Raw genomic sequence first — 20380 nt, 5'->3', positions numbered from 1 at the left:
GACAGCGCGTCGCGCGGATCGGCCATTCATGAAGAAGTCATCCGGAAAACAAGTTCCGGGCCGGCGTGATCGCGCGCGTCGGCATCACTCAACGACAGCACCGAAAGCGCCTGCGCCGCGATGCGTGGAGCGCAAGCACAGGAGACCATAATCATGTCGAAGAACGCCATGGAATATCCGCGGCTGGCGCTATACATCAACGGCGAATGGCTGGATGGGGCGGGGCGAGAGCAGAGCGAGGTCCTTGACCCCGCAACGGAGCAACCGCTGGGCGCACTGCCCCACGCCACGGATGCGGACGTCGATGCCGCCCTGCAGGCTGCCGACGCCGCCTTCCCCGCCTGGCGCCGTACCGCGCCGATGCAGCGGTCGGCCATTCTGCGCAATGCGGCGCAACTGCTGCGTGAACGTTCGGAGGCGCTTAGCTGGATCATTACGCGGGAACAGGGCAAGCCCTTGACCGAGTCCCGGGTTGAAGTGGACAAGACGGCGGAATTGTTCGAGTGGTCGGCCGAAGAGAGCCGCCGCATCTATGGCCGCATCATCCCCGCGCGCGAACCGCGCATGCGGCAGATGGTCGTCCCCGAGCCCATTGGTCCCGTGGCGGCGTTCTCAGGCTGGAATGCGCCTGCGATCACGCCCAGCCGCAAGATCGCCAGCGCGCTCGCGGCCGGTTGCACCGTAGTGATCAAGCCGGCGGAGGAAACGCCCGCCACGGCCCTGTTCCTGGCCCGCGTGCTGCACGACAGCGGTTTGCCTGCCGGGGTGCTCAACATGGTGTTTGGCAATCCGGGCAGGGTATCCGACCGGATGATCCAATCGCCCCTGATCCGCGCCGTTACCTTTACGGGCTCGACCGAGATCGGCACGAAAGTGGCCCAGATGGCGGCCGCAGGACTCAAGCGCAGCGTGCTGGAACTGGGCGGCCATGCGCCGGTCCTGGTGTTCGGGGATGTCGACCCCGAAGCCGCGGCGCGCACCCTGATCCAGGCCAAGATGCGCAACGGCGGCCAGATCTGCGTCTCGCCCACGCGCATGCTGGTCCACGAATCCATTGCCGAGCCGTTCGCGCGCAGCATGGCCGAGCTTGCGCGCCACTGGCGCGTCGGTCCGGGCACGGAAGAAGGCGTGCAGATGGGACCGCTGGCCAATCCGCGCAGGGTCGAAGCCATCCAGTCCATGGTGGAAGATGGCCGTGCGCGGGGTGGCCGGGTCCTGGCGGGCGGCGAGCGCATCGGCAGCCGGGGCTACTTCTTCCAGCCCACCGTCATGCAGGGCTACGACGACACCTGGCGCGCCGCCAACGTGGAGCCCTTCGGCCCGTTGGCCATCGTCGGCACCTTCTCGACTTTCGACCAGGCCATCGCCGAGGCGAATCGCCTGCCGTTCGGTCTGGCTGCCTATGTGTTCACCAAGCAGGCGGACACGATCGCCGATGCGACGGACGCCATTGAAAGCGGCACGATCTGCGTCAACCACTGCCAACACTCGCTGGCTGAAACGCCGTTTGGCGGGGTCAAGCAGAGCGGACTAGGTAAGGAAGGCGGCGTGGAAGGGCTGTCCGAGTTCACACAGTTCAAATACGTGGCGCAGTGTTGAACTGATCCGCTTCATTCCTCAAGCAGCCACAAGCCGGACTCCGGGTCGATAGCGGCGCGCGCGCCGTTCACCCGGATCTGTTCCTCGTCCAGCTGCGGCGCCGTCACGGCATCGACATCGAATTCGATGCCGAGCGCGCCCGCGACGCGGGCGTCTTCGATGGGCAGTTCCCAGGTCAGGAACAACTGCGCCAGATCCAGGCCTTCCGCGAAGTCGGCCTCGCGAAAGCCCATGCCGCGCCGCAGGATGACGCCATGCGGCTGGCCGGTGTCGAAAATCATGGCGGTGCCGCGGACCAGGGGGATGCGCAGGCCGGTGGCCGGGAAATGCACGTCCAGGCCCCGGTTTTCGCTCAGGAACAGATTGCAGAAGGCGGCGCCGCCGTATTGCGTGCCGTCATGGTGGTAGCGGGCGCCGCGGCAGGCCATGAGGGCGATGTCGGCGGATGCCAGCACGCCGGGCAATCCCAGCGCTTGCGTCCAGTCGCGCATGGCTTGCAGGCAAAGGCCGTAGTCGGGCCAGCGCGCCTGCGTGCGTGCCAGGGGCATCTGCTCCACGTCTCCGGGTTCCAGGAACAGGCGCGAGGCCATCTCGCGCTCCCAGTCCGCCTGCACGCGGGCGGGCGGCACGGGCAAGTCCAGCGTGGCGCTCAGCACGGTATCGCTGACGCTGCGGCTGCGCATGGCGTCGCCGCTCCAGTAGTAGGACGTCAGGCGGCCGGATGGGCGTTGCGGTGGCGGGACGTGGTGCATCGGATGCGGGAGGATCCGGGCGGGCAGGGTTGCGCCGCGCAGGAACCGGCCTGGATAACGGCTGTGGAAAGCCGTTATCTTAACGGCGCCGCCATCCGCGCCCCGTCCGGCGGGCGCATGGCGGGACGCTAGTCCCGCATCAGCGCGGCCAGCCGCTGCACCTCGACCGCCAGCCGATAGACGCGTTTCAGGTAAAGCTGGGCGTCGTGCTCCCAGGAGAAGCCTATGCCCCCATGCACCTGGATGGAGAGCTTTACAGCGCGCCGCGCCGCGCTGGCGGCCAGGCGCGCGGCCAGCGCCGCAAGCTCGGGATCGGCCGTGGCGCGCGCTGCCTGCAAGGCCTCCACGGCATAGCGGCTGTTGTCCAGGCCGGTCCAGGCGTCGACCAGGGCATGCTTGATGGCCTGGAACTGTCCGATGGGCCGGCCGAACTGTTCGCGCTCCTTGGCGTAGGCGATGGCCAGGTCGAGCGAGGTTGCCGCGGCGCCCACCAGTTGCGCGAGCAGGAAGGCCAGATGGTTCTGCAGCGCAGGCAAGACCCGCGCTGCGGGTAATTCGGCCCGCGCCAGGGCAGGGCCGCGCAGGCGGGCCAAGGCCACGGTGGGATCCAGACCCTGCACCGATTCGAGCATCGCCGGGTCGTACCGCGCCAACAGCCAGACCTGGTCCTGACGGCTCAGGCGCAGATACTGGGCCGTGGGGCCGTAGGCGTCGATCCAGCCCTGCTCGTCGCCGGCGCGGTCGCAGCGGATGCTGGCCGGATGCGCGGCCAGGTCCAGCAGCACGTCCGCCACGGCGGGCGTTTGCGCCAGCAAGACGCTGGCGAGAAAGGCCGAAGCGCCATAGGGCAGGGTGAGCAGGGCGCGTCCAGCCCATTCGCCCATGAGCGGGGTGCCGGGGCCGTACTCGGCCTGGAAGGCTTCCGAGCCTGCTTCCAGCCAGCCTCCTTCTGCCAGCTCCTTCCACAGAGCGCGCTGGGCGGCGTCGTCCGCCGGCAGCGCGCGGCGGGCGTAGGCGGCGGGATGCTGTTCTTCCAGCAGGCGGCCGAAGGTGGAGGACAGCAATGTCCTGATTTCGCTATGCATGTTGTCCCCTGTCCTTGGGCAGGCCGAGCAGGCGTTCGCCCACGATATTGCGTTGGATTTCCGAGGTGCCGGCTACGATGGTTTCGGCGCGCGACCACAGGAATTCGCGCAGCACGCTGGCCTCCCCGGCATGGGGCGCGCCGGCTTGGGGGCCGAGGATGGCGGCCTCGCCCAGAAGCTCCACGCGTTGTTCCCAGACCCGTTGGCGGGTTTCGCTCCACAGCAGCTTGAGCATGGCGCCGTCGATGCCGGGCGTGTTGCCCGCGGCGACCTCGCGCAGCACACGGTCCACGCGCCAGCGTATGACCTGGCACAGGTCCGCCAATTCGCGCAGGCGGCGCGCCTGCACGGCGCGCTCGTCCGGGGACAGCGGGGCCTGCGCCAGTGCCGTGGTCAGTTTTTGAAGCTCGTCTTCCAGCAGCACGACGCGCGGCATGAAGTAGATGCCGCGTTCGTACTCGGCGGCGGCCATGGCGATGCGCCAGCCCTCGCCGGCTTCGCCAAGGATGCGGCCTGCAGGCACCGGCGTGGCGTCGAACAGCACTTCGTTGTAGTCGGCCTCGCCGGTCATCTGGCGTATCGGCTCGACTCGCACGCCTTCGGCCTGCATGTCGATGAGCATGAAGCTCAGGCCACGATGGGCCTGGCTGTCGGGATCGGTCCGCACCAGCGCGAAGCACCACTTGGCCAGATGCGCCTGGGTGGTCCAGATCTTGCGGCCGCTGACGTTCCAGCCGGCGGCTTCGGCTTTGGCGCGGGTGCGCACGGAAGAGAGGTCGGAGCCGGTCTGGGGTTCGGAGTATCCCTGGCACCAGATCTCGCTGCCGTCGCGGATGCCAGGCAGGAACTGCGCCTTTTGCGCGGGCGTGCCAAAGCGCAGCAGGGTGGGCGCCAGGATGGCGTGCGCGATGCTGTTGATGGGTTGCGGCGCATGCAGGCGCGCGCACAGTTCGTGGAAGGCGATCAGCGTTGCGGTGCTGAGCTCGCGGCCGCCATATTCGCGCGGCCAGGTCAGCGCGATGAGGTCGGCCTCGCACAGCTTGCGGTTCCAGGCCTGGCGGCATTCCTGGGTATGCGAGGCAGTGACCGGATACTGCTCGCGCAGCTGGACCAGCGCGGCGCGCAGCCAGGCCTCGGCGTCTTCGAGAAAATGTTCGGTGCGTATCATGGTTGAGAGCAATCAGGAGTTGGGATGCAGGACGCGCGGCGCGTCCTCGACGCGTACCGGCGCGTCGATCCAGCGGTGCAGTTCGGAAGGCAGCAGGCCGTCCACCAGGGCCAGGGGCACGAAGGCCCCATCGCGCACGTCGAAGATGCCGATGTCGGCATAGACGCGCCCGACCACGCCCGCGCCGGTCAGGGGCAGGCCACAGCGGCTGCGCAGGCGCGGGGCGCCCTCGCGGGTCAGCGCTTCCATCATGACCCAGACATTGCGCGCGCCTACCGCCAGGTCCATGGCCCCGCCCACGGACGGCATGGGATCGTCCGCGCCCAGCGACCAGTTCGCCAGGTCGCCGTGGCAGGACACTTCGAAGGCGCCCAGCACCGTGATGTCTATGTGGCCGCCGCGCATGATGGAGAAGGAATAGACGTGGTCGAAGATGGCGGCGCCCTCGGTCAGCGCGATCGACTGCTTGCTGGCGTTGATGAGATCGCCGTCGGCGGTCTCGTGGTCTTGCAGCAGGCGCATGCCGAGGATGCCGTTCTCGCTATGCAGCTGCACGCCGCGCGCGGGATCGAGGCGGTCGGTGACCATGGTGGGCATGCCTATGCCCAGGTTGACCACGGCATAGGCCGGCAGGTCGTCGGCCACCAGGGCGGCCAATTGCTCGCGTGACAGTCTTTTCATTGCGGACTCCCCAACAGGCGGTGCACGAACAGGCTGGGCGTGACGATGGCGTCGGGATCGAGCGCGCCGCAAGGCAGGATCTCTTCGACTTCGACGATGGTGCTGCGGGCCGCCATGCACATGACTGGACCGAAGTTGCGCTGGGCGCGCCGGTAGACCAGATTGCCCAGCTGGTCGGCCCGGTGCGCGCGGATGAAGGCGTAGTCCGCGCGCAGCGGCTCCTCCAGCACGTAGCCGCGGCCGCCGAACACGCGCGTTTCGCGGCCTTCGGCCAGGGGCGTGCCATAGCCTGTCGGCGAGTAGAACGGCCCCATGCCCGCGCCGCCGGCGCGGATGCGTTCGACCAGCGTGCCTTGGGGCATGACTTCCACCGCCAGCTTGCCGGCCTGCACCCGCTCGCGGATGACGTCGTTGCCCGGCATGCGCGGGTAGGAGCAGACGATGCGGCTGACGCGGCCCGATGCCACCAGGGCCAGGAAGCTGGCTTCACCGGCGCCGGCGTTGTTGTTGATCAGGGTCAGGTCATCCACGCCTTGCTTGGCCAGCAGGCCGGCCAGCAGGCGCGCGGGTATGCCCGAGCCGCCAAAGCCGCCCACGAAGATCACGGCGCCGGATTCGATGCCGCGCAGGGCTTCCTCGACGTTTGCGCAAGTCTTGTCTTTCATTGTTCCTCCTCGGCCCAGGCCGCGCGGCCCTGGGCGCACAGGGCGCCGGCCTGGTGGCAGGCCAGGGCCAGGCCTTGCGGCTGGCGCCATAGCGATACAGCCACATCCCGGCCGGGATAGACCGGCGCCATGAAGCGCAGGTCCAGTTCCCCCAGGCGCAGGCCCGGCAATTGCCGCAGGCAGGCTTCGAGGGCGCGGTTGACCATGCCCAGCAGCGCCGCGCCGTGCAGGATGGGGCGTTCATAGCCTGCTCGCCGCGCGGCAGCCGGATCCACGTGCAGTGGATTGCGGTCGGCGTTCAGGCGGTACAGCGCGCCCTGGTTGCGGCTGGTGGGCAGGACGATGATGCTGTCCGGCGGCGTGGCGGGCGGCGCCGGGATGGGCACGGCCAGCGCATCGCTGAGCGCGGCGTCGCCACCCGAGTAACCGCCGTCGCCACGGCAGATGTTCAGCTGTTCGATGACGGCGATTTCCTTTCCCGTCGCCGCGTCGCTCAGCGTGCGCTGCGTTACGACGAAGGCGCCAGGGCGCTTGTCGGCGATGCACGCGACTGTCATCTGGCAGATGACTTCGCCGCCTGCGGGCAGGCGGCGCGCGAAGCGCATGCGCTGTTCGCCATGCACCACCTGGCTCCAGTCCAGGCCGTGGCGCGGATCGCGCATCCAGAAGCCGGGGTAGGCCAGCACGCAGGCCATGGCAGGCAGGGCGCGCAGGCCCTGCTCGTAGATGAATTGCGTTTCGTCGCCGACCGTCTCGTCGTCGGACAGGCCGGCGCCCACGCCCAGGGCGTAGAGGATGCAGTCATCCTCGCCGTAGGCCTGGCGTTCCGGCGCGAAGACGTGCGACTTCAGGCTGCGGTAGTCCAGCGCCATGACAGCCTCAGACCGGATCCCAGGCGAACACCTGGGCAGAAGTGTCCAGGGGCATGAACGACGCGCGCAACGCGGCCATGCCGTGCTCGGCAATGCTCTCCGTGGTCCAGCCATCCGAGCGATGCACCGAGCGCACCGGGCGTGACTGGCTCATCAGGAAGATCTCGTTCAGGCGGATGGCGAACACCTGCCCAGACACCTCGGCGGAAGCGTCCGAGGCCAGGTAGCAGATCAGCGGCGCGATGGTTTCCGGACCCATGCGGCGGATTTTCTCGACGTGGCGCGCTTGTTCCTCGGTCTTGGCCGGAATGGTCTCCGTCATGCGGCTCCAGGCCAGCGGGGCAATGCAGTTCGAGCGCACGTTGAAGGCGGCCATGTCCAGCGCCATGGCCTTGGACAGGCCGACGATGCCGAGCTTGGCGGCGCAATAGTTGGCCTGGCCGCGGTTGCCGATGACGGCAGAATTGGAGGTCATGTTGACCAGGCTGCCGCCGCCCTGTTCGCGGAAGTGCCGCGCGGCGGCATGGCTGAGGTTGAAGCAGCCATACAGATGCACCTTGACCACGGCATCGAAGTCCTCGGGCGTGAGCTTGTGGAACATCTTGTCGCGCACGATGCCGGCATTGTTCACCACGGCGTCCACGCGGCCATAGGTGTCGGCGGCGGCCTCGATGATGCGCTGCGCGCTGGCGTACTCGGCTACGGAGTCGCCGTTGGCGATGGCTTCGCCGCCCGCTGCGCGGATTTCCTCGACTACCTGCGCGGCCGTGCTTTGCGAGGCGCTGGTGCCGTCCAGCGACACGTTCAGGTCGTTGACCACCACGCGGGCGCCTTGCGCCGCCAGGGCCACGGCCGCGGCGCGGCCGATGCCGTTGGCCGCGCCGGTGACGACCACTACTTTTCCTTCCAGCATATCGAGTCTCCCTCAGTCCATCCAATTGGTCAGCACGGTGGTGGCCTGGGCGCTCAGCACCCCGCCGTTGCCGTGCACGAGCGCGGTGCGCGCATGCTTGACTTGCCGGTCGCCGCATTCGCCGCGCAGTTGGCGTACCGCTTCCACCAGGCCGAACATGCTGTACATGCCCGGGTGCACGCAGGACAGCCCGCCGCCATTGGTGTTCACCGGCAGCTCGCCGCCGGGAGCGATGCGTCCGCCGGACACGAAGGCGCCGCCTTCGCCCTTGGCGCAAAACCCCATGTCCTCCAGGAACAGGATGGGGTTGATGGTGAAGGCGTCATAGAGCTGCACCAGGTCGATGTCTGCCAGCGCCACGCCGGCCCGCTCACGCGCCAGGTCGGCGCTTTGCCCCGCCACGGTACGTGTCAGGTCGGCCATGCAGGCGATCTGGCGATGCGAGTGCGCCATGGCCGTGCCTTGCACGTATACGGGCCGGGCGGCCTCGACGCGTTCGGCGGCGGTAACCACGATGGCGCCCGCGCCGTCTGTCACCAGGCAGCAGTCGCGCGCGGTCAGCGGCGAGGAGATCACGCGCGCGGCCAGCACGTCGGCGATGGACAGCGGCTCGCGCTTGTAGGCTTCCGGATTCAGCCGCGCCCAGGCGCGCGCGGCGACCGCCACTTCGGCCAACTGTTCGCGGGTGGTGCCGTACTCATGCATGTGGCGGCGCGTCGCCAGCGCGTAGCTGGTGGGCGGGTTGAAGGGCTGGAACGGTTCCTCGTAGGGAAACGGATCCAGCCGCGCGCGGGCGCCCGAGGTCGCCGAGACGCCGTTGCCGCCGCGCGGGGCGGCGCCGTAGGCGATCACGATATTGCGGCACAGGCCGGCCTGGATCGCCGCCGCGGCGATCAGCAGATGGCCGACGAAGGACGCGCCGCCGATCTGGGTGCTGTCCATGAAGCGCGGGTACAGGCCCAGGTACTCGGAAAGCTTGTTCAGCCACATCGATGAGGACAGGCTGGCGCTCATCAGGCCGTCGATGTCTTCCATGCGCAGTCCGGCATCGCGCACGGCGGCGTGCACCGCCAGGGAGGTGATCTCCAGGTCGTTCAGGCCGCCCGCATCGCCTATGCCCGCCGTGGCGCAGCCGGTGATGGCGATGGCGCCGCGCAGGTTCTTGTTCCAGTCCGTCATGGCGCTTCCTTTCCAAACACCACTCGGGCGCGCTGCGGGTCGGGCCGGGCCGTCAGCCGCATGCCGATGCGCGGCTCGCCTTCGTCCAGCAGCGTGGACATCATGCGGAAGCCTTCGTCCATGTCGGCCAGGATGACGTTGCGCGCGGGCGCCTGCGGCGTGGCGGGGATTTCCGAATAGGAATAGAGCGTGGCGCCGGCGCGCATGGGCCGCCAGGCATATTCCTGCGAACGGCAATGGGTGCAGTGCGTGCGCGGGAAGAAGAACGAGAGTCCGCAGCTGCGGCACACCTGGACTTCCAGGCGTCCCGCGCGCAGCGCCTCGGCAAAATAGGCTTCCGGCGACAGCGAGCCGATGCGGACCTCACTCATCCTTGACCCCGGCCTGGGTGATGACGGCCTGCCACTTGTCCATTTCGTCGCTGACGAACTTCTGGTACTGGCCCAGATCCATGTCGCCCGGCTCGGAACCGGTGGAGCGGATGTACTCCTGCGTGGCCGGCTGCATCACCGATTTGCGGATCTCGCTGTTCAGCGTCTGCACGATGTCGGCGGGCGTGCCGGCCGGGGCGTAGACGCCTACCCAGGTGCTCAGGTCGAAGCCCTTGTAGCCCAGCTCGTTGAGCGTGGGCACGTCGGGATAGCGCGACTGGCGCTGGGCCGAAGCGATGGCCAGGGGCACGATCTTGCCGGATTGCAGATAGGCGTTGGCGGTGACCGACTCGGCCATGCCGACAGGCACTTGTCCCGACACCAGATCCGTCATGGCCGGGCCCGCGCCGCGATAGGACACGTGCATCAGCGGCAGGCCGCTTTGCGCGCGCAGCAGTTCGCCGACGATGTGGGGCGCGCCGCCGGCGCCGGCCGTGCCGTAGGGCACGGAGGGCTGCTTCTGCGCATAGCTCTTGAAGTCCGCGAAAGTCTTGATGCCCAGGTTGGCGTTGACCAGCAGGAAGTTCGGGCTGACCGCCAGCAGCGCGACCGGGGCGAAATCCTTGCGGGCGTTGTAGGGCAGCTTCTTCAGCACGGGGTTGATCACGTGGCTGGTCGCGCCCACCAGGATGGTGTAGCCGTCCGGCTTCTGCCGCGACACGTACTCGGTGGCGATCTGGCCGGTGGCGCCCGGCTTGTTCTCGACCACGAAGGGCTTGCCCAGGCGGGTCTGCAGATCGGCCGCGATGCGCCGCGTCAGGATGTCGGTCATGCCGCCGGGGGCGTAGGCCACCACCAGGGTGACGGGTTTGGCCGGATAGGTCTCGGCGGCGGCGATGGCGGGAACAACGGCGAGCAGCGTCAGCAGCTGCTTCAGGCCAGGCTTGAGTGTCATGTTGGAGGTCTCCTCGTGCTGCGGGCTGATTTGCCCTGCATGGTTATGGCGTCGAGGTGACCGTCTGGATAGCGCGTGGGGTGCGGGGCCTCGACGCGCTAATGATGGAAGCGGTCCATCATGCAAACAATTGATTAATTATCATGAAGGCATTCAGGAAAGAGATTAATCGCCGGCCGCGGCGGGCTGTCCCTGTTCACCAAGATGTGCTTCGAAGGCGGCAAGAAATGCCGCCGCGGCGCGCGACAGCCGGTAGTCGGCCCGGCGCAGGACGGACAGCTCGTGCAGGGCCTGAGGCCGGTCGGCGATGCACAGCGCCTTCAGGCCCATTTCCTGGCAGACCTTGCGCACGTAGCCCGGCATGACGGTAATGCCCATGCCGCCGCGGATCATGGCGAAGGCGGTGGTCAGGCTGCCGGTCTGGGCCACGCTGCGCACCGTCAGCCCCTGGTCCTGCAGGATCTGGTCCATCTTGCGGCGCACGGTGTAGGTGCCGCGCAGCAGGATGTGCGGGTAGCGGGCGAGTTCGCGCCAGCGCGTCTCGTCGAGGCGCGCCAAGGGGTGGCCGGCGGGCACCACGGCATACATGGGGCCGCGATAGACCACGCGGCAGTCCAGCCTGGGGTCCTGGCTTTCCATCGCCACCAGCCCCAGGTCGGCCTTGCCGTGCAGGACGTGTTCGGTGGCCTCGTCGCCGGTGAGTTCATGCAGGTCGAAGACGATGTTGGGGTGGCGCGCATGGAATTGCGCCACCACCGGCGCGATCAGCGTGTGCATCATGATGGGCGAAGCCGCGATGGAGACCTCGCCGCGCTCCAGCCCCGCCAGGCTGCTCAGGCTGCGTTCGGCCGCGCGCAGCGAACCGAAGGTTTCCTGCGCGTAGGCATACAGCTCGGCCGCGCCCTCCAGCAGCTCGACGCCGCGCGCCGAGCGCTCGAACAGCGCCATGCCTATCGCCCTTTCCAGTTCGGAGCAGAGCTTGCTGACGGTCGACTGCGTCAGGTTGAGCGCCTCGGCGGCGCGGGTGAAGTTCTTCAGCTCGTACACGGCGCAGAATGCCCGGAGCTGGCGCAGCGTGATACCCATGGTGCGACTCCCGCAAGAGGCGGCTATCGTAACCAAGCCACCGGGGCTACGGTATTTATTCCATTTAAGACTTATTTCATGAAAATTACTCGTTTGTTGTGATGAAACCCTGCCCTTAGCATCGGTGGCCATAACCCTAGCTGGAGTTTCCATGACTGCGCCTATCCCTGCTTTCGCCCATGCCCTCGTGACCCGCGACGAGCGCGGGGTCTATACCCTGCAGATCCACGACGCCAAGAGCCTGAACATTCTGGCCTCGGCGGTCACGCTGAGCCTGACCGAGGCCGCCCGCTGGATCGCGGTCCAGGACGATGCCCGCGCCGTGGTCATCCGCGGTTCGGGCGAGCGCGCCTTCGTGGGCGGCGCCAACATATATGAGATGGCCGAGCTTGATCCGCAGGGCGCGCGCGAATTCATCACCCGGCTGCGCGATCTGTGCGACGCGGTGGCCGCGATTCCCGTGCCCACCATTGCCCGTATTCCGGGCTTCTGCCTGGGCGCGGGCATGGAGTTGGCCGCGGCCTGCGACATCCGCCTGGGATCGAAGGACGCGGTCTTCGGCATGCCCGAGGTGCGCGTGGGCATCCCGTCCGTGATCCACGCCGTGCTGTTGCCGGCCATCATCGGCCCCGGCCCCACCAATTGGCTGCTGCTGACCGGCGAGACGGTGGACGCTGCGCAGGCGCAGCAGTGGGGCTTCCTGGAATTCGTCAGCGAAACCGGCGCGTTGGACGCGCTGGTCGAACGCACGGTGGCGCCCATCGCCGAAAGCGGCCCGATCGCGGTGCGCTCGCAGAAGGCGCTGCTGCAATACTGGAGCGAGTCCACCGTGGAAGCCGGCCTGGACCGCAGCGTGGCTGCGTTCGGCGAGGCCTTCACCACCGACGAGCCGCGCCGCTACATGGCGCCCTTCGTCAACCGCAAGAAGCAGCAGGAGGCCAAGTAATGGCTGGCCCGCTCGCGGGCGTGCGGGTCGTCGACATGACTTCGGTGGCCATGGGGCCGTACGGCACCCAGATCCTGGCCGACATGGGGGCGGAGGTGATCAAGGTCGAGGCGCCCGAAGGCGACGTGTTCCGCACCTCGGCCCCGGCGATGAGCCCGGGCATGGGGCCGGCCTACCTGAACCTCAACCGCAACAAGTACAGCGTGACGCTGGACGCCAAGACGCCGGCCGACCGCGACAGCCTGCTGCGCCTGATCGACGGCGCCGACGTGTTCGTGTCCAACGTGCGCCCGGCGGCGCTGGCGCGCCTGGGCCTGGACGCTGACACGCTGCGCGCGCGCAATCCGCGCCTGATCCATTGCTCGGCGGTGGGCTTCGGCCAGGACGGCCCCTACGCCGCCCGTCCGGCTTTTGACGACATCATCCAGGCCATGAGCGGAATGGCAGACCTGCAAGGCCGCAACAGCGGCGCGCCGGCCTACGTCAACACCATCATCGCTGACAAGGTGGCGGGGCTGACGCTGGCGTACGCGATTCCCATGGCCTTGTACGAGCGCGAGCGTTCGGGAGCGGGGCAGGCGGTCGAAATTCCCATGTTCGAAACGCTGGTCTCCTTCACTCTGGTCGAGCACATGAGCGGGCACAGCTTCGTGCCGCCGCTGGGACCCATGGGCTACAGCCGGGTGCTGTCGCCGCAGCGGCGTCCCTACCGCACACGCGACGGCTATCTGGCCTTGCTGCCCTATACCGATGCGCAATGGCGGCGCTTCTTCGCCCTGGCCGAACGCGCCGACCTGGCGGCGGACCCGCGCTATGTCGACGCGACCTCGCGCGCGCGGCACTTCGACGAGCTCTACCAGGACCTGGCGGACATCGTCGCGCTGCGCGGCACCGGGGAGTGGCTGGCGCTGCTGGCGGACGCGGACATCCCGCATTCGCGCGTGAACACGCCGGAAGCCCTGTTCGAGGATCCGCACCTGCAGGCGACGGGGTTCTTCCAGCGCGTGGAGCACCCGACCGAAGGGCCTTTGATGGCCGCGGGCATCCCGGTGCGCTTTTCGCGCACGCCGGGCGAGATCAAGCGCCAGGCGCCGCGCCAGGACGCCGATCGCGATATGCTCGAGCCTGCGCGCTGAGGCCGGCATGGCCGGCGGCGCCTGGCGGCGACTTCGACCATGAACATCACTCTCAAGCAATTGCGCGTGTTTTGCGCGCTTTACGAACTGCGCAGTTTCACGGCGGCCGCGCGCGCGGCGTTCGTGACCCAGTCGGCCGTCAGCAAGCTCTGCGCCGAACTGGAGGCCGAGGTCGGCCAGCCGCTGTTCGAGCGCTCCACCCGCAGCGTCACGCCCTGCGATGGCGCGGCGGATTTCTATGCCTACGCCCAGGAAATCCTGGGCACCGTGCGCGCCGCCGAGCGCAGCATGTCGGGCCTGCGTACGCTGGAACGCGGCACAGTGGGCGTGGCCACCTCGCCGCTGATGATGGTCGGGTTGCTCGGCGAGGTGGTGGCCGACTATCACCGCGCCCATCCCAGCGTGAAGCTGGACCTGTTCGAGCTGTCCACCGACGACACCATAGAACACGTGCGCAATGGCCGCGCCGACTTCGGCATCGTTTCGGTCGAAACCCCTTCGGAAGAACTGGCCACGCGGGTCATCTACCGCGACACCATGTACGCGGTATGCGCGCCGCGCCACGCTTTGACGCGCAAGCGTTCCGTGTCGTGGGCCGACGTGGCCGCCCACGACCACATCATGCTGCGCAACGTGTACAGCGTGCGGCGCAGCCTGGACCGCGTGGCGGCCGACCTGAACCTGGAATTCCGTTACCGCATCGAGGCCGGCATGCTGGTCTCGGCGCTGAAGCTGGTCGGCGCGGGGCTGGGGATAACCGTGGTGCCCGGCTATGCCTGCGACTTGGCGCGGCAGCTGGGCTTGCGCATCCTGGAGATCGATGGCGCCCGCAAGCATGGGCACGAGCTCTGGCTGATCCAGCGCCGCAACGCGCGTCTGTCGTTGGCGGCTTCAGCCTTTTTGCAGGCCACCGAAGACTATCTGCGCGAGCGCCAGTCTGAAGGCAATTAATCTGGGTTTGGAATAAGTCTATGAAAATTAGTCCCTTGTTGGGATAAGCGGGTCGCAAGCATCATACGGTCAGAGTTAAAGAGGCCGACCCGCGGCCCCTGACAGGAGACAAGCATGAATCGACCGTTCGGCGTGCGCCGCAGCCTGCTGGCCGCTGGCAGCCTCACCGTCCTGACCGCGCTGGCTGGCGCGCTGCCGCCCGCGGCGCTGGCGCAGGGCGCCTATCCCGACAAGCCCATCACCATCGTCGTGCCGTTCTCGCCGGGCAGCGCCACCGACACCAGCGCGCGCATCATTGCCGAAAAGCTCGGCCCGCGCCTGAACGTGCCGGTCGTGATCGAGAACAAGCCGGGCGCGTCCGGCACCATCGGCGCCTCGTTCGCCGCGCGCGCCCAGCCCGACGGCTATACGCTGATTCTCACCAGCAGCTCGACGCACTCGGCCACGCCGGCGCTGTTCCGCAAGCTGCCGTTCGATCCCACTGGCGACTTCACCCACGTCATCCGTATCGCCACCATCCCGATGATGCTGGTGGTGCGCGAGGATGCGCCCTACAAATCGCTGCAGGAACTGGTCAAGGCCACGCAGGCCAAGCCCCTGAACTACGCCTACGGCTCGCCCACCAGCCAGATCGCCGGCGCCACTTTCAACACCGTGGCCGGCGCTGCCGCCAACGGCGTGCCCTACAAGAGCCAGCCGCCGGCCGTGACCGACCTGCTGGGTGGCCACGTCGACTACCTGTTCGCCGATCTGTCCGTGGTCACCTCCTTCATGCAGGCGGGCAAGCTGCGCGGCCTGGCCTACACGGGCCATGAGCGCGCCAAGGAATTCCCCGGCGTGCCGACCTTGGCGGAACTGGGTTACCAGAAGTTCGACTTGGTGGTGTGGGTCGGCGTGGCCGTGCCGGCCAAGACGCCCGACGCCATCGCGCAGAAACTGAACCAGGAAGTCGCCGCCATCCTGCGCGAACCCGACGTGCTGCAGCGTTTCGAGTCCCTGGGCATGCAGGTCTCGCCCAACACCTTGGCCGAACACCAGGCCTTCGCGCAATCGCAGCGCCAGGTCTGGACGCAACGCGCGATCGACGCGAAGATCGAACCGCAGTAAGCGGCGGGAAGCCGCAAGGGCGTCCGCGGACGCCCTTCTTTTTTTGCTCTGTTTTTGTGGTTGTTGCTGTTGCTGCGGCTCGTGCTTCGTAGGTCGCCCGCACCGACGGGCTACGTGTGTCTTGGGTCGTCGCGCTGCCGGAGCTGTGGCCAGGGGCGAGTCTTGGGCTGCCCGTGTTATTCGGCCGCGCGGGCGGCCGAATAACACATACATGCTTTTTTTTGATTGCTACTGTGTTCGCTGGTGCGAATGCGGCGATTGATTTTCTGATGGCGTCACCGCCCACCCCAGGAAGCTAAAGGACATCAGCAAACCGCTCACCGCGTCCGCGCCAGCGAACACAATAGAAATTTACGAAATCATGTATGTCATTCTCGGCCGCCCGGGCGGCCGAGAATGACGGGCAACCCAACCCCGCGCCTTTGCGTACTCAGAAGATCTCGAACAACCCCGCCGCGCCCATGCCGCCGCCCACGCACATGGTGACCACCGCATACTTGGCGCCACGGCGCCTGCCTTCCAGCAGGACATGGCCGGTCAGGCGCGCGCCGGTCACGCCGAAGGGATGGCCCACCGCGATCGAACCGCCGTTGACGTTGAGCCGCTCCAGCGGGATGCCCAGACGGCGCTGGCAGTACAGCGCCTGCGAGGCGAAGGCCTCGTTCAGCTCCCACAGGTCGATGTCCTCGACCTTCAGACCGTGGCGCTCCAGCAGGCGGGGCACGGCGTAGACCGGGCCTATCCCCATTTCATCGGGAGCGCAGCCGGCCACGGCCAAGCCGCGGAAGGCGCCCAGCGGTTCGAGGTTGGCGCGTTCGGCGTCGCGGGCGTCCATCAGCACGCAGGCCGAGGCGCCGTCGGCCAGCTGCGAGGCATTGCCCGCGGTCACGTAGCGGTCCGGGCCCATGACGGGAACCAGACCGGCCAGGCCTTCGGCGGTGGTGGACGCGCGGTTGCAGTTGTCGGCGCTGACGGTGACGTCTTCGCGGCGAATCTCGCCCGTCGCCTTGTCGGTAATTTCCATGGTGGCGCGCACGGAAATGATCTCGTCGGCATAGCGGCCTTCGCGCTGCGCCGCGGCGGTGAGCTGCTGGCTGCGCAAGGCAAAGGCGTCCTGATCCTCGCGGCTGATGCCGTAGCGCTGCGCCACGATATCGGCGGTGGCGATCATGGGCAGGTAGAGGCCGGGGATCTGGTCCTGCAGCCAGCTATCGATGCCGCTGACGCCGTCGTCGCGGGTGCGCAGCAGCGAGCAGCTTTCCACGCCGCCGGCTACGACCGGGCCGGATTGGCCCATGACCACGCGCGCCGCCGCATCGGCCACGGCCTGCAGGCCGGAGGCGCAGAAGCGGTTGACGGTGGCGCCGGCGACGCTTTGCGGCAGGCCGGCGCGCAACGCCGCCTGGCGGGCCACGTTGCGGCCGGTGGTGCCTTCCGGGTAGCCGCAGCCCAGCACCACGTCTTCGATGCTGTGCGGATCCACGCCCGCGCGTTCCACGGCTGCCTGGATGGCGTAAGAGGCCAGGGTCGGCCCCTGGGTGATGTTGAACTCGCCGCGCTTGGACTTGGTGAGCGGCGTGCGCGCGGTGGCGACGATGACGGCTTCTCGCATGATGCGGCGATTCCTTATTGGGGTTGGTTCAGTTTGCCGAAGGTCGCGCCTTCGCGCGCCAGGCGCCGCAGCAGTTCCGAGGGGGCCCAGAACGCCGCGTCTTCCTTGGCATAGGATTCGATGTCGGCCAGGACGGCCGCCAGGCCGACGTCGTCGGCGTATTTCATGGGGCCGCCGCGCCAGCGCGGAAAGCCGTAGCCGTTGACCAGCGCGGCGTCGATGTCGGCGGGCCGCAGCGCGATGCCGTCGTCCAGGACCTTGGCGGCCTCGTTGACCAGCGCGGCCATATAGCGCCGCACGATGTCCTCGTCGCTGAACGGGCGGGCTTCGATGCCGCGCGCGGCGCGTTCCTGGTCGATCAGCGCCAGCACCTCGGCGTCGGGCTTGCCGCGCTGGCCGCGTTCAGGGTAGAGGTAATAGCCCCGGCCGGTCTTCTGGCCGAACCAGCCGCGTTCGCACAGCCGGTCGGCCACCTGCACGTAGCGGGCCTCGGGCGGGCGGGTGGCGGCCTTGCGCTTGCGGGTCGCCCAGCCGATGTCGCCGCCGGTCAGGTCGGCGGTGCGGAACGGTCCCATGGCATAGCCGAAGCGTTCCAGCGCCTGGTCGATCTGGTAGGGCGAGGCGCCGTCTTCCATCATGTGGTTGGCGGCCTCGCGGTACACGTAGAGAATGCGGTTGCCGATGAAGCCGTCGCACACGCCGGCGCGCACCGGCACCTTGCCCAGGCGCCGCGCCAGCGCGAAGCCCGTCGCCACCACGTCGTCGGCGACCTGCTCGGGCACCACGATTTCCAGCAGCTTCATGATGTTGGCGGGCGAGAAGAAGTGCAGCCCGATCACGTCTTGCGGACGCGAGATGCTGCGCGCGATCTGGTTGATGTCCAGGTACGAGGTATTGGTGGCCAGGATGGCGCCGGGCTTGCAGACCCGGTCCAACTGCGCGAAAACTTGCGTCTTCACGTCCATGTCTTCGAACACCGCCTCGACCACCAGGTCGACCGCGGCCAGCGCCGCGTAGTCGGTTGCCGTGCTCAGGCGCGAAAGGCGCTGCTCGCGCGTGGCCGCGTCGAGCCTGCCCGAGTTGACCTGCCGTTGGTAGACGCCGTCGATCCGCTCCTGGCCGGCCTGCAGCGAGGCGGCGTCGCGTTCGATCAGCACCACGTCCAGGCCGGCATCGAGCATGGCCACGGCAATGCCGGCGCCCATGGTGCCGCCGCCGATGACGCCGGCGCGTTGCACGGGGCGCGGCCGGGCCGCGCCAGCCGGGGATTTTCCGGCCAGTCTTTCGGCGAAGAAGGCGTGCGCCAGGCCCTTGTGCTCGGGGCTGGCCACGCATTGCAGAAAGGCCTCGCGCTCGACCTTCAGGCCCTCTTGCAGCGGCAGTTCGAGCGCAGCTTGCAGGCAATCCAGCAGCAGATGCTGGGCCGGCAGGGAATGGGGCTTGGCGGCCAGGCGCTCGCGTTGCGCTGCCACGGCGGCCAGCCCGGCCTGCTTGTCGTCGGCCGCAGCGGCGCCGCGGCGCGCGGCGGCATGGTCTGCGCACAGCGCCCGTGCCTTGCGCACGGCGCAGTCCAGCAGGCTGGCTTCGTCGCAGACTTGGTCCAGCAGGCCCAGCGTCAGCGCGGCCTTGCCGTCCACGCTACGGCCTTCCAGGATCAGGGGCAGGGCAGCCGCCGCGCCGATCAGGCGGGGCAGGCGTTGCGTGCCGCCGCCGCCAGGCAGCAGGCCCAGCTTGACCTCGGGCAGGCCCAGCCTGGCGTTGGCGGCGCCGACGCGGGCATGGGCTGCCAGCGCCAGCTCCAGGCCGCCGCCGAGGGCCACGCCTTGCAGCGCCGCGACGATGGGCTTGCTGCTGGCGGCGATGAGATTGGCGACGTCGCCGGCCCAGGGCGCCTGCCTGGGTTGGTCGAATTCGCGGATGTCGGCGCCAGCGCTGAAGTTGCCCTGTGCGCCGTGCAGCACGATGGCTTGCACCGACGCATCCTGGGCGGCGGCCTGCAAGGCTTCATGCACTTGCTGGCGCAGGGGATGGTCCAGCGTATTGAGGGGCGGGTGGTTCAGGCCCAGCAGCAGGACGTCGTCCTGTCGCGTGGCCTGGATGCGTTGGTTTGCGGGGGTTGCCATGGCGAGATAGGAAGGAATGATCAAAGCGGATGTCAGGCGTCGGCGGGCGCTGCCAAGCCTTCGGACAGCAGGGCCAGATGGCCGTCCTGCGAGCCGAAGGCCGCGTCGCAGCACAGCAGCTTGCGGTAGTAGTGGCCGATGGGATATTCGTAGGCCATGCCCATGCCGCCGTGCACCTGGATGGCCTGGCCGCCCACGTGGCGCGCGCTGCGGCCCACGGTCAGCTTGGCCAGGCTGAGATCGCGCTGCGCCTCGGCATCGCCAGCGGCGGCTTCGTCCGCGCGTAGCGCGGCCAGCAGGGTCATGGAACGCGCCCGTTCGGCCGCGATCAGCATGTCCACGTAGCGGTGCTGCAGGACTTGCAGCGCGGCCAGCGGCTTGCCGAACTGGCTGCGTTCGTGCAGGTAGTCGCGGCAGATTTCCAGCGTACGTTCGATGGCGCCCAGCGCCACCGCGCAGCTGGCCGCGAGGCCGCGGTAGACGGCGCGCAGCAGCAGGGCTTGGGCTTCCTGGCCGCTGGCCAGGCAGGCCGCGGCCGGCGTGTTCTGGAACACCAGGTCGGCGCTGCGGGCGCCGTCGGCCAGCGGGGCGCCGGTACGGGTCAGCCCCGTGGCGTTGCCTTGCACCAGCAGCAGTTCCAGGCCAGCTTCGCTATGTGCCGTCACCACCAGCCAGTCGGCGTCCGCGCCGTTGTCCACCAGCGTTTTGCGGCCGCTTACGCGCCAGCCCTGGCCGTCGTGTTCGGCGCGGGCATCCGCCTGCAGCGGCGCGAAGCCGCGATCGGCTTCAGTCCAGGCCAGGGCCAGGCTGGCCTGGCCCGCGATTGCGGCTTCCAGCGCCTGCGCGGCAGGCGATCCCGCGGACGCGCCCGCCAGCAGCGGCGCCGTCAATACCGCGCTGGCCAGCAGCGGTTCGGTGCTGAGCGAGGCGCCCGCGCCTTCCATCAACAGCATGGTTTCCTGCGGCCCCAGGCCCAGGCCGCCGTCGTCCTGCGGCACGGTGAGCCCCAGCCAGCCCAGTTCGCCCATGGCCTGCCAGGCGGCGCGGTCGGTCTTGGCGGGGTTGGCCAGCCGTTCGAGATGGCGGTCGAAGCCGTAAGCGGTCGAAAAATAATCGAACACGCTCGCGCGGATCATCGCTTGTTCGTCGGAGAGGTTCAGATTCATGGCGTGTCCTTGC

General features: G+C 68.4%; 20 protein-coding genes. 5 read left to right on the top strand and 15 right to left on the bottom strand.

The window, feature by feature from the left end:
- Positions 1–26: 26 nt before the first annotated feature.
- Complete coding sequence (locus tag AXYL_RS35100) at positions 27–170, bottom strand: hypothetical protein (RefSeq protein ID WP_158307670.1); 144 nt, start codon at positions 168–170, stop codon at positions 27–29.
- On the opposite strand from AXYL_RS35100, the gene AXYL_RS26790 reads away from it, so the two are divergent.
- Positions 154–1599, top strand: a complete 1446-nt coding sequence (locus AXYL_RS26790; RefSeq protein WP_013396015.1) for an NAD-dependent succinate-semialdehyde dehydrogenase — start codon at positions 154–156, stop codon at positions 1597–1599. The genes AXYL_RS35100 and AXYL_RS26790 overlap by 17 nt on opposite strands.
- Before the next feature lie 11 nt (positions 1600–1610).
- Here AXYL_RS26790 and AXYL_RS26785 read toward each other — a convergent pair whose 3' ends face one another.
- The 11 genes from AXYL_RS26785 to AXYL_RS26735 form a co-directional block, all read right to left on the bottom strand.
- Entirely contained in the window at positions 1611–2351 is a 741-nt protein-coding gene (locus tag AXYL_RS26785; protein ID WP_013396014.1) for a hypothetical protein, read from the bottom strand.
- A gap of 128 nt (positions 2352–2479) precedes the next feature.
- Entirely contained in the window at positions 2480–3436 is a 957-nt protein-coding gene (locus tag AXYL_RS26780) for an acyl-CoA dehydrogenase family protein (RefSeq protein ID WP_013396013.1), read from the bottom strand.
- A complete protein-coding gene (locus tag AXYL_RS26775; RefSeq protein ID WP_013396012.1) occupies positions 3429–4604 on the bottom strand; it encodes an acyl-CoA dehydrogenase family protein in 1176 nt (391 codons plus the stop codon). Before AXYL_RS26775 ends, AXYL_RS26780 begins: the two co-directional genes overlap by 8 nt.
- Before the next feature lie 12 nt (positions 4605–4616).
- On the bottom strand, positions 4617–5285 hold the full coding sequence (locus tag AXYL_RS26770) for a CoA-transferase (protein ID WP_013396011.1): 669 nt from the start codon (positions 5283–5285) through the stop codon (positions 4617–4619).
- Entirely contained in the window at positions 5282–5950 is a 669-nt protein-coding gene (locus AXYL_RS26765) for a 3-oxoacid CoA-transferase subunit A (RefSeq protein ID WP_013396010.1), read from the bottom strand. The genes AXYL_RS26770 and AXYL_RS26765 overlap by 4 nt, the downstream gene beginning before the upstream one ends.
- Positions 5947–6822, bottom strand: a complete 876-nt coding sequence (locus tag AXYL_RS26760) for a MaoC/PaaZ C-terminal domain-containing protein (protein WP_013396009.1) — start codon at positions 6820–6822, stop codon at positions 5947–5949. Before AXYL_RS26760 ends, AXYL_RS26765 begins: the two co-directional genes overlap by 4 nt.
- A 7-nt stretch (positions 6823–6829) precedes the next feature.
- Complete coding sequence (locus AXYL_RS26755; protein WP_013396008.1) at positions 6830–7735, bottom strand: SDR family NAD(P)-dependent oxidoreductase; 906 nt, start codon at positions 7733–7735, stop codon at positions 6830–6832.
- Between the two features lie 12 nt (positions 7736–7747).
- Positions 7748–8914, bottom strand: a complete 1167-nt coding sequence (locus tag AXYL_RS26750; protein ID WP_013396007.1) for an acetyl-CoA acetyltransferase — start codon at positions 8912–8914, stop codon at positions 7748–7750.
- On the bottom strand, positions 8911–9285 hold the full coding sequence (locus AXYL_RS26745; protein WP_013396006.1) for a Zn-ribbon domain-containing OB-fold protein: 375 nt from the start codon (positions 9283–9285) through the stop codon (positions 8911–8913). The genes AXYL_RS26750 and AXYL_RS26745 overlap by 4 nt, the downstream gene beginning before the upstream one ends.
- The gene (locus tag AXYL_RS26740) at positions 9278–10240 is read right to left on the bottom strand and encodes a Bug family tripartite tricarboxylate transporter substrate binding protein (protein WP_013396005.1); all 963 of its coding nucleotides are present in this window, start codon (positions 10238–10240) and stop codon (positions 9278–9280) included. The genes AXYL_RS26745 and AXYL_RS26740 overlap by 8 nt, the downstream gene beginning before the upstream one ends.
- A 165-nt stretch (positions 10241–10405) precedes the next feature.
- On the bottom strand, positions 10406–11326 hold the full coding sequence (locus AXYL_RS26735) for a LysR family transcriptional regulator (RefSeq protein WP_013396004.1): 921 nt from the start codon (positions 11324–11326) through the stop codon (positions 10406–10408).
- 151 nt (positions 11327–11477) lie between these two features.
- On the opposite strand from AXYL_RS26735, the gene AXYL_RS26730 reads away from it, so the two are divergent.
- The 4 genes from AXYL_RS26730 to AXYL_RS26715 all read left to right on the top strand — a co-directional run bounded on the left by AXYL_RS26730 (position 11478) and on the right by AXYL_RS26715 (position 15466).
- The gene (locus tag AXYL_RS26730) at positions 11478–12272 is read left to right on the top strand and encodes an enoyl-CoA hydratase (RefSeq protein WP_013396003.1); all 795 of its coding nucleotides are present in this window, start codon (positions 11478–11480) and stop codon (positions 12270–12272) included.
- The gene (locus AXYL_RS26725; RefSeq protein WP_013396002.1) at positions 12272–13408 is read left to right on the top strand and encodes a CaiB/BaiF CoA transferase family protein; all 1137 of its coding nucleotides are present in this window, start codon (positions 12272–12274) and stop codon (positions 13406–13408) included. The genes AXYL_RS26730 and AXYL_RS26725 overlap by 1 nt, the downstream gene beginning before the upstream one ends.
- Before the next feature lie 39 nt (positions 13409–13447).
- Positions 13448–14359 carry a LysR family transcriptional regulator gene (locus AXYL_RS26720; RefSeq protein WP_013396001.1) on the top strand — a complete coding sequence of 304 codons (912 nt, stop codon included), beginning with the start codon at positions 13448–13450 and terminating at the stop codon, positions 14357–14359.
- A 114-nt stretch (positions 14360–14473) separates the two neighbouring features.
- A complete protein-coding gene (locus tag AXYL_RS26715) occupies positions 14474–15466 on the top strand; it encodes a Bug family tripartite tricarboxylate transporter substrate binding protein (RefSeq protein ID WP_013396000.1) in 993 nt (330 codons plus the stop codon).
- A 430-nt stretch (positions 15467–15896) separates the two neighbouring features.
- Here AXYL_RS26715 and AXYL_RS26710 read toward each other — a convergent pair whose 3' ends face one another.
- Genes AXYL_RS26710 through AXYL_RS26700 form a run of 3 tightly spaced genes read right to left on the bottom strand, consistent with a single transcriptional unit; the run spans position 15897 to position 20367 of the window.
- Positions 15897–17078: an acetyl-CoA C-acyltransferase gene (locus tag AXYL_RS26710; RefSeq protein WP_013395999.1), complete on the bottom strand. Its 1182-nt coding sequence runs from the start codon at positions 17076–17078 to the stop codon at positions 15897–15899.
- A 14-nt stretch (positions 17079–17092) separates the two neighbouring features.
- On the bottom strand, positions 17093–19201 hold the full coding sequence (locus AXYL_RS26705) for a 3-hydroxyacyl-CoA dehydrogenase NAD-binding domain-containing protein (protein ID WP_013395998.1): 2109 nt from the start codon (positions 19199–19201) through the stop codon (positions 17093–17095).
- Positions 19202–19233: 32 nt separating this feature from the next.
- The gene (locus AXYL_RS26700) at positions 19234–20367 is read right to left on the bottom strand and encodes an acyl-CoA dehydrogenase family protein (protein ID WP_013395997.1); all 1134 of its coding nucleotides are present in this window, start codon (positions 20365–20367) and stop codon (positions 19234–19236) included.
- Positions 20368–20380 lie beyond the last annotated feature (13 nt).

This window comes from Achromobacter xylosoxidans A8, assembly GCF_000165835.1.
In the GTDB taxonomy this organism is placed as follows: domain Bacteria; phylum Pseudomonadota; class Gammaproteobacteria; order Burkholderiales; family Burkholderiaceae_B; genus Achromobacter; species Achromobacter xylosoxidans_B.
The sequence above is the reverse complement of the archived record's forward strand: the minus strand, read 5'-3'. Positions and strand labels throughout refer to the sequence as shown.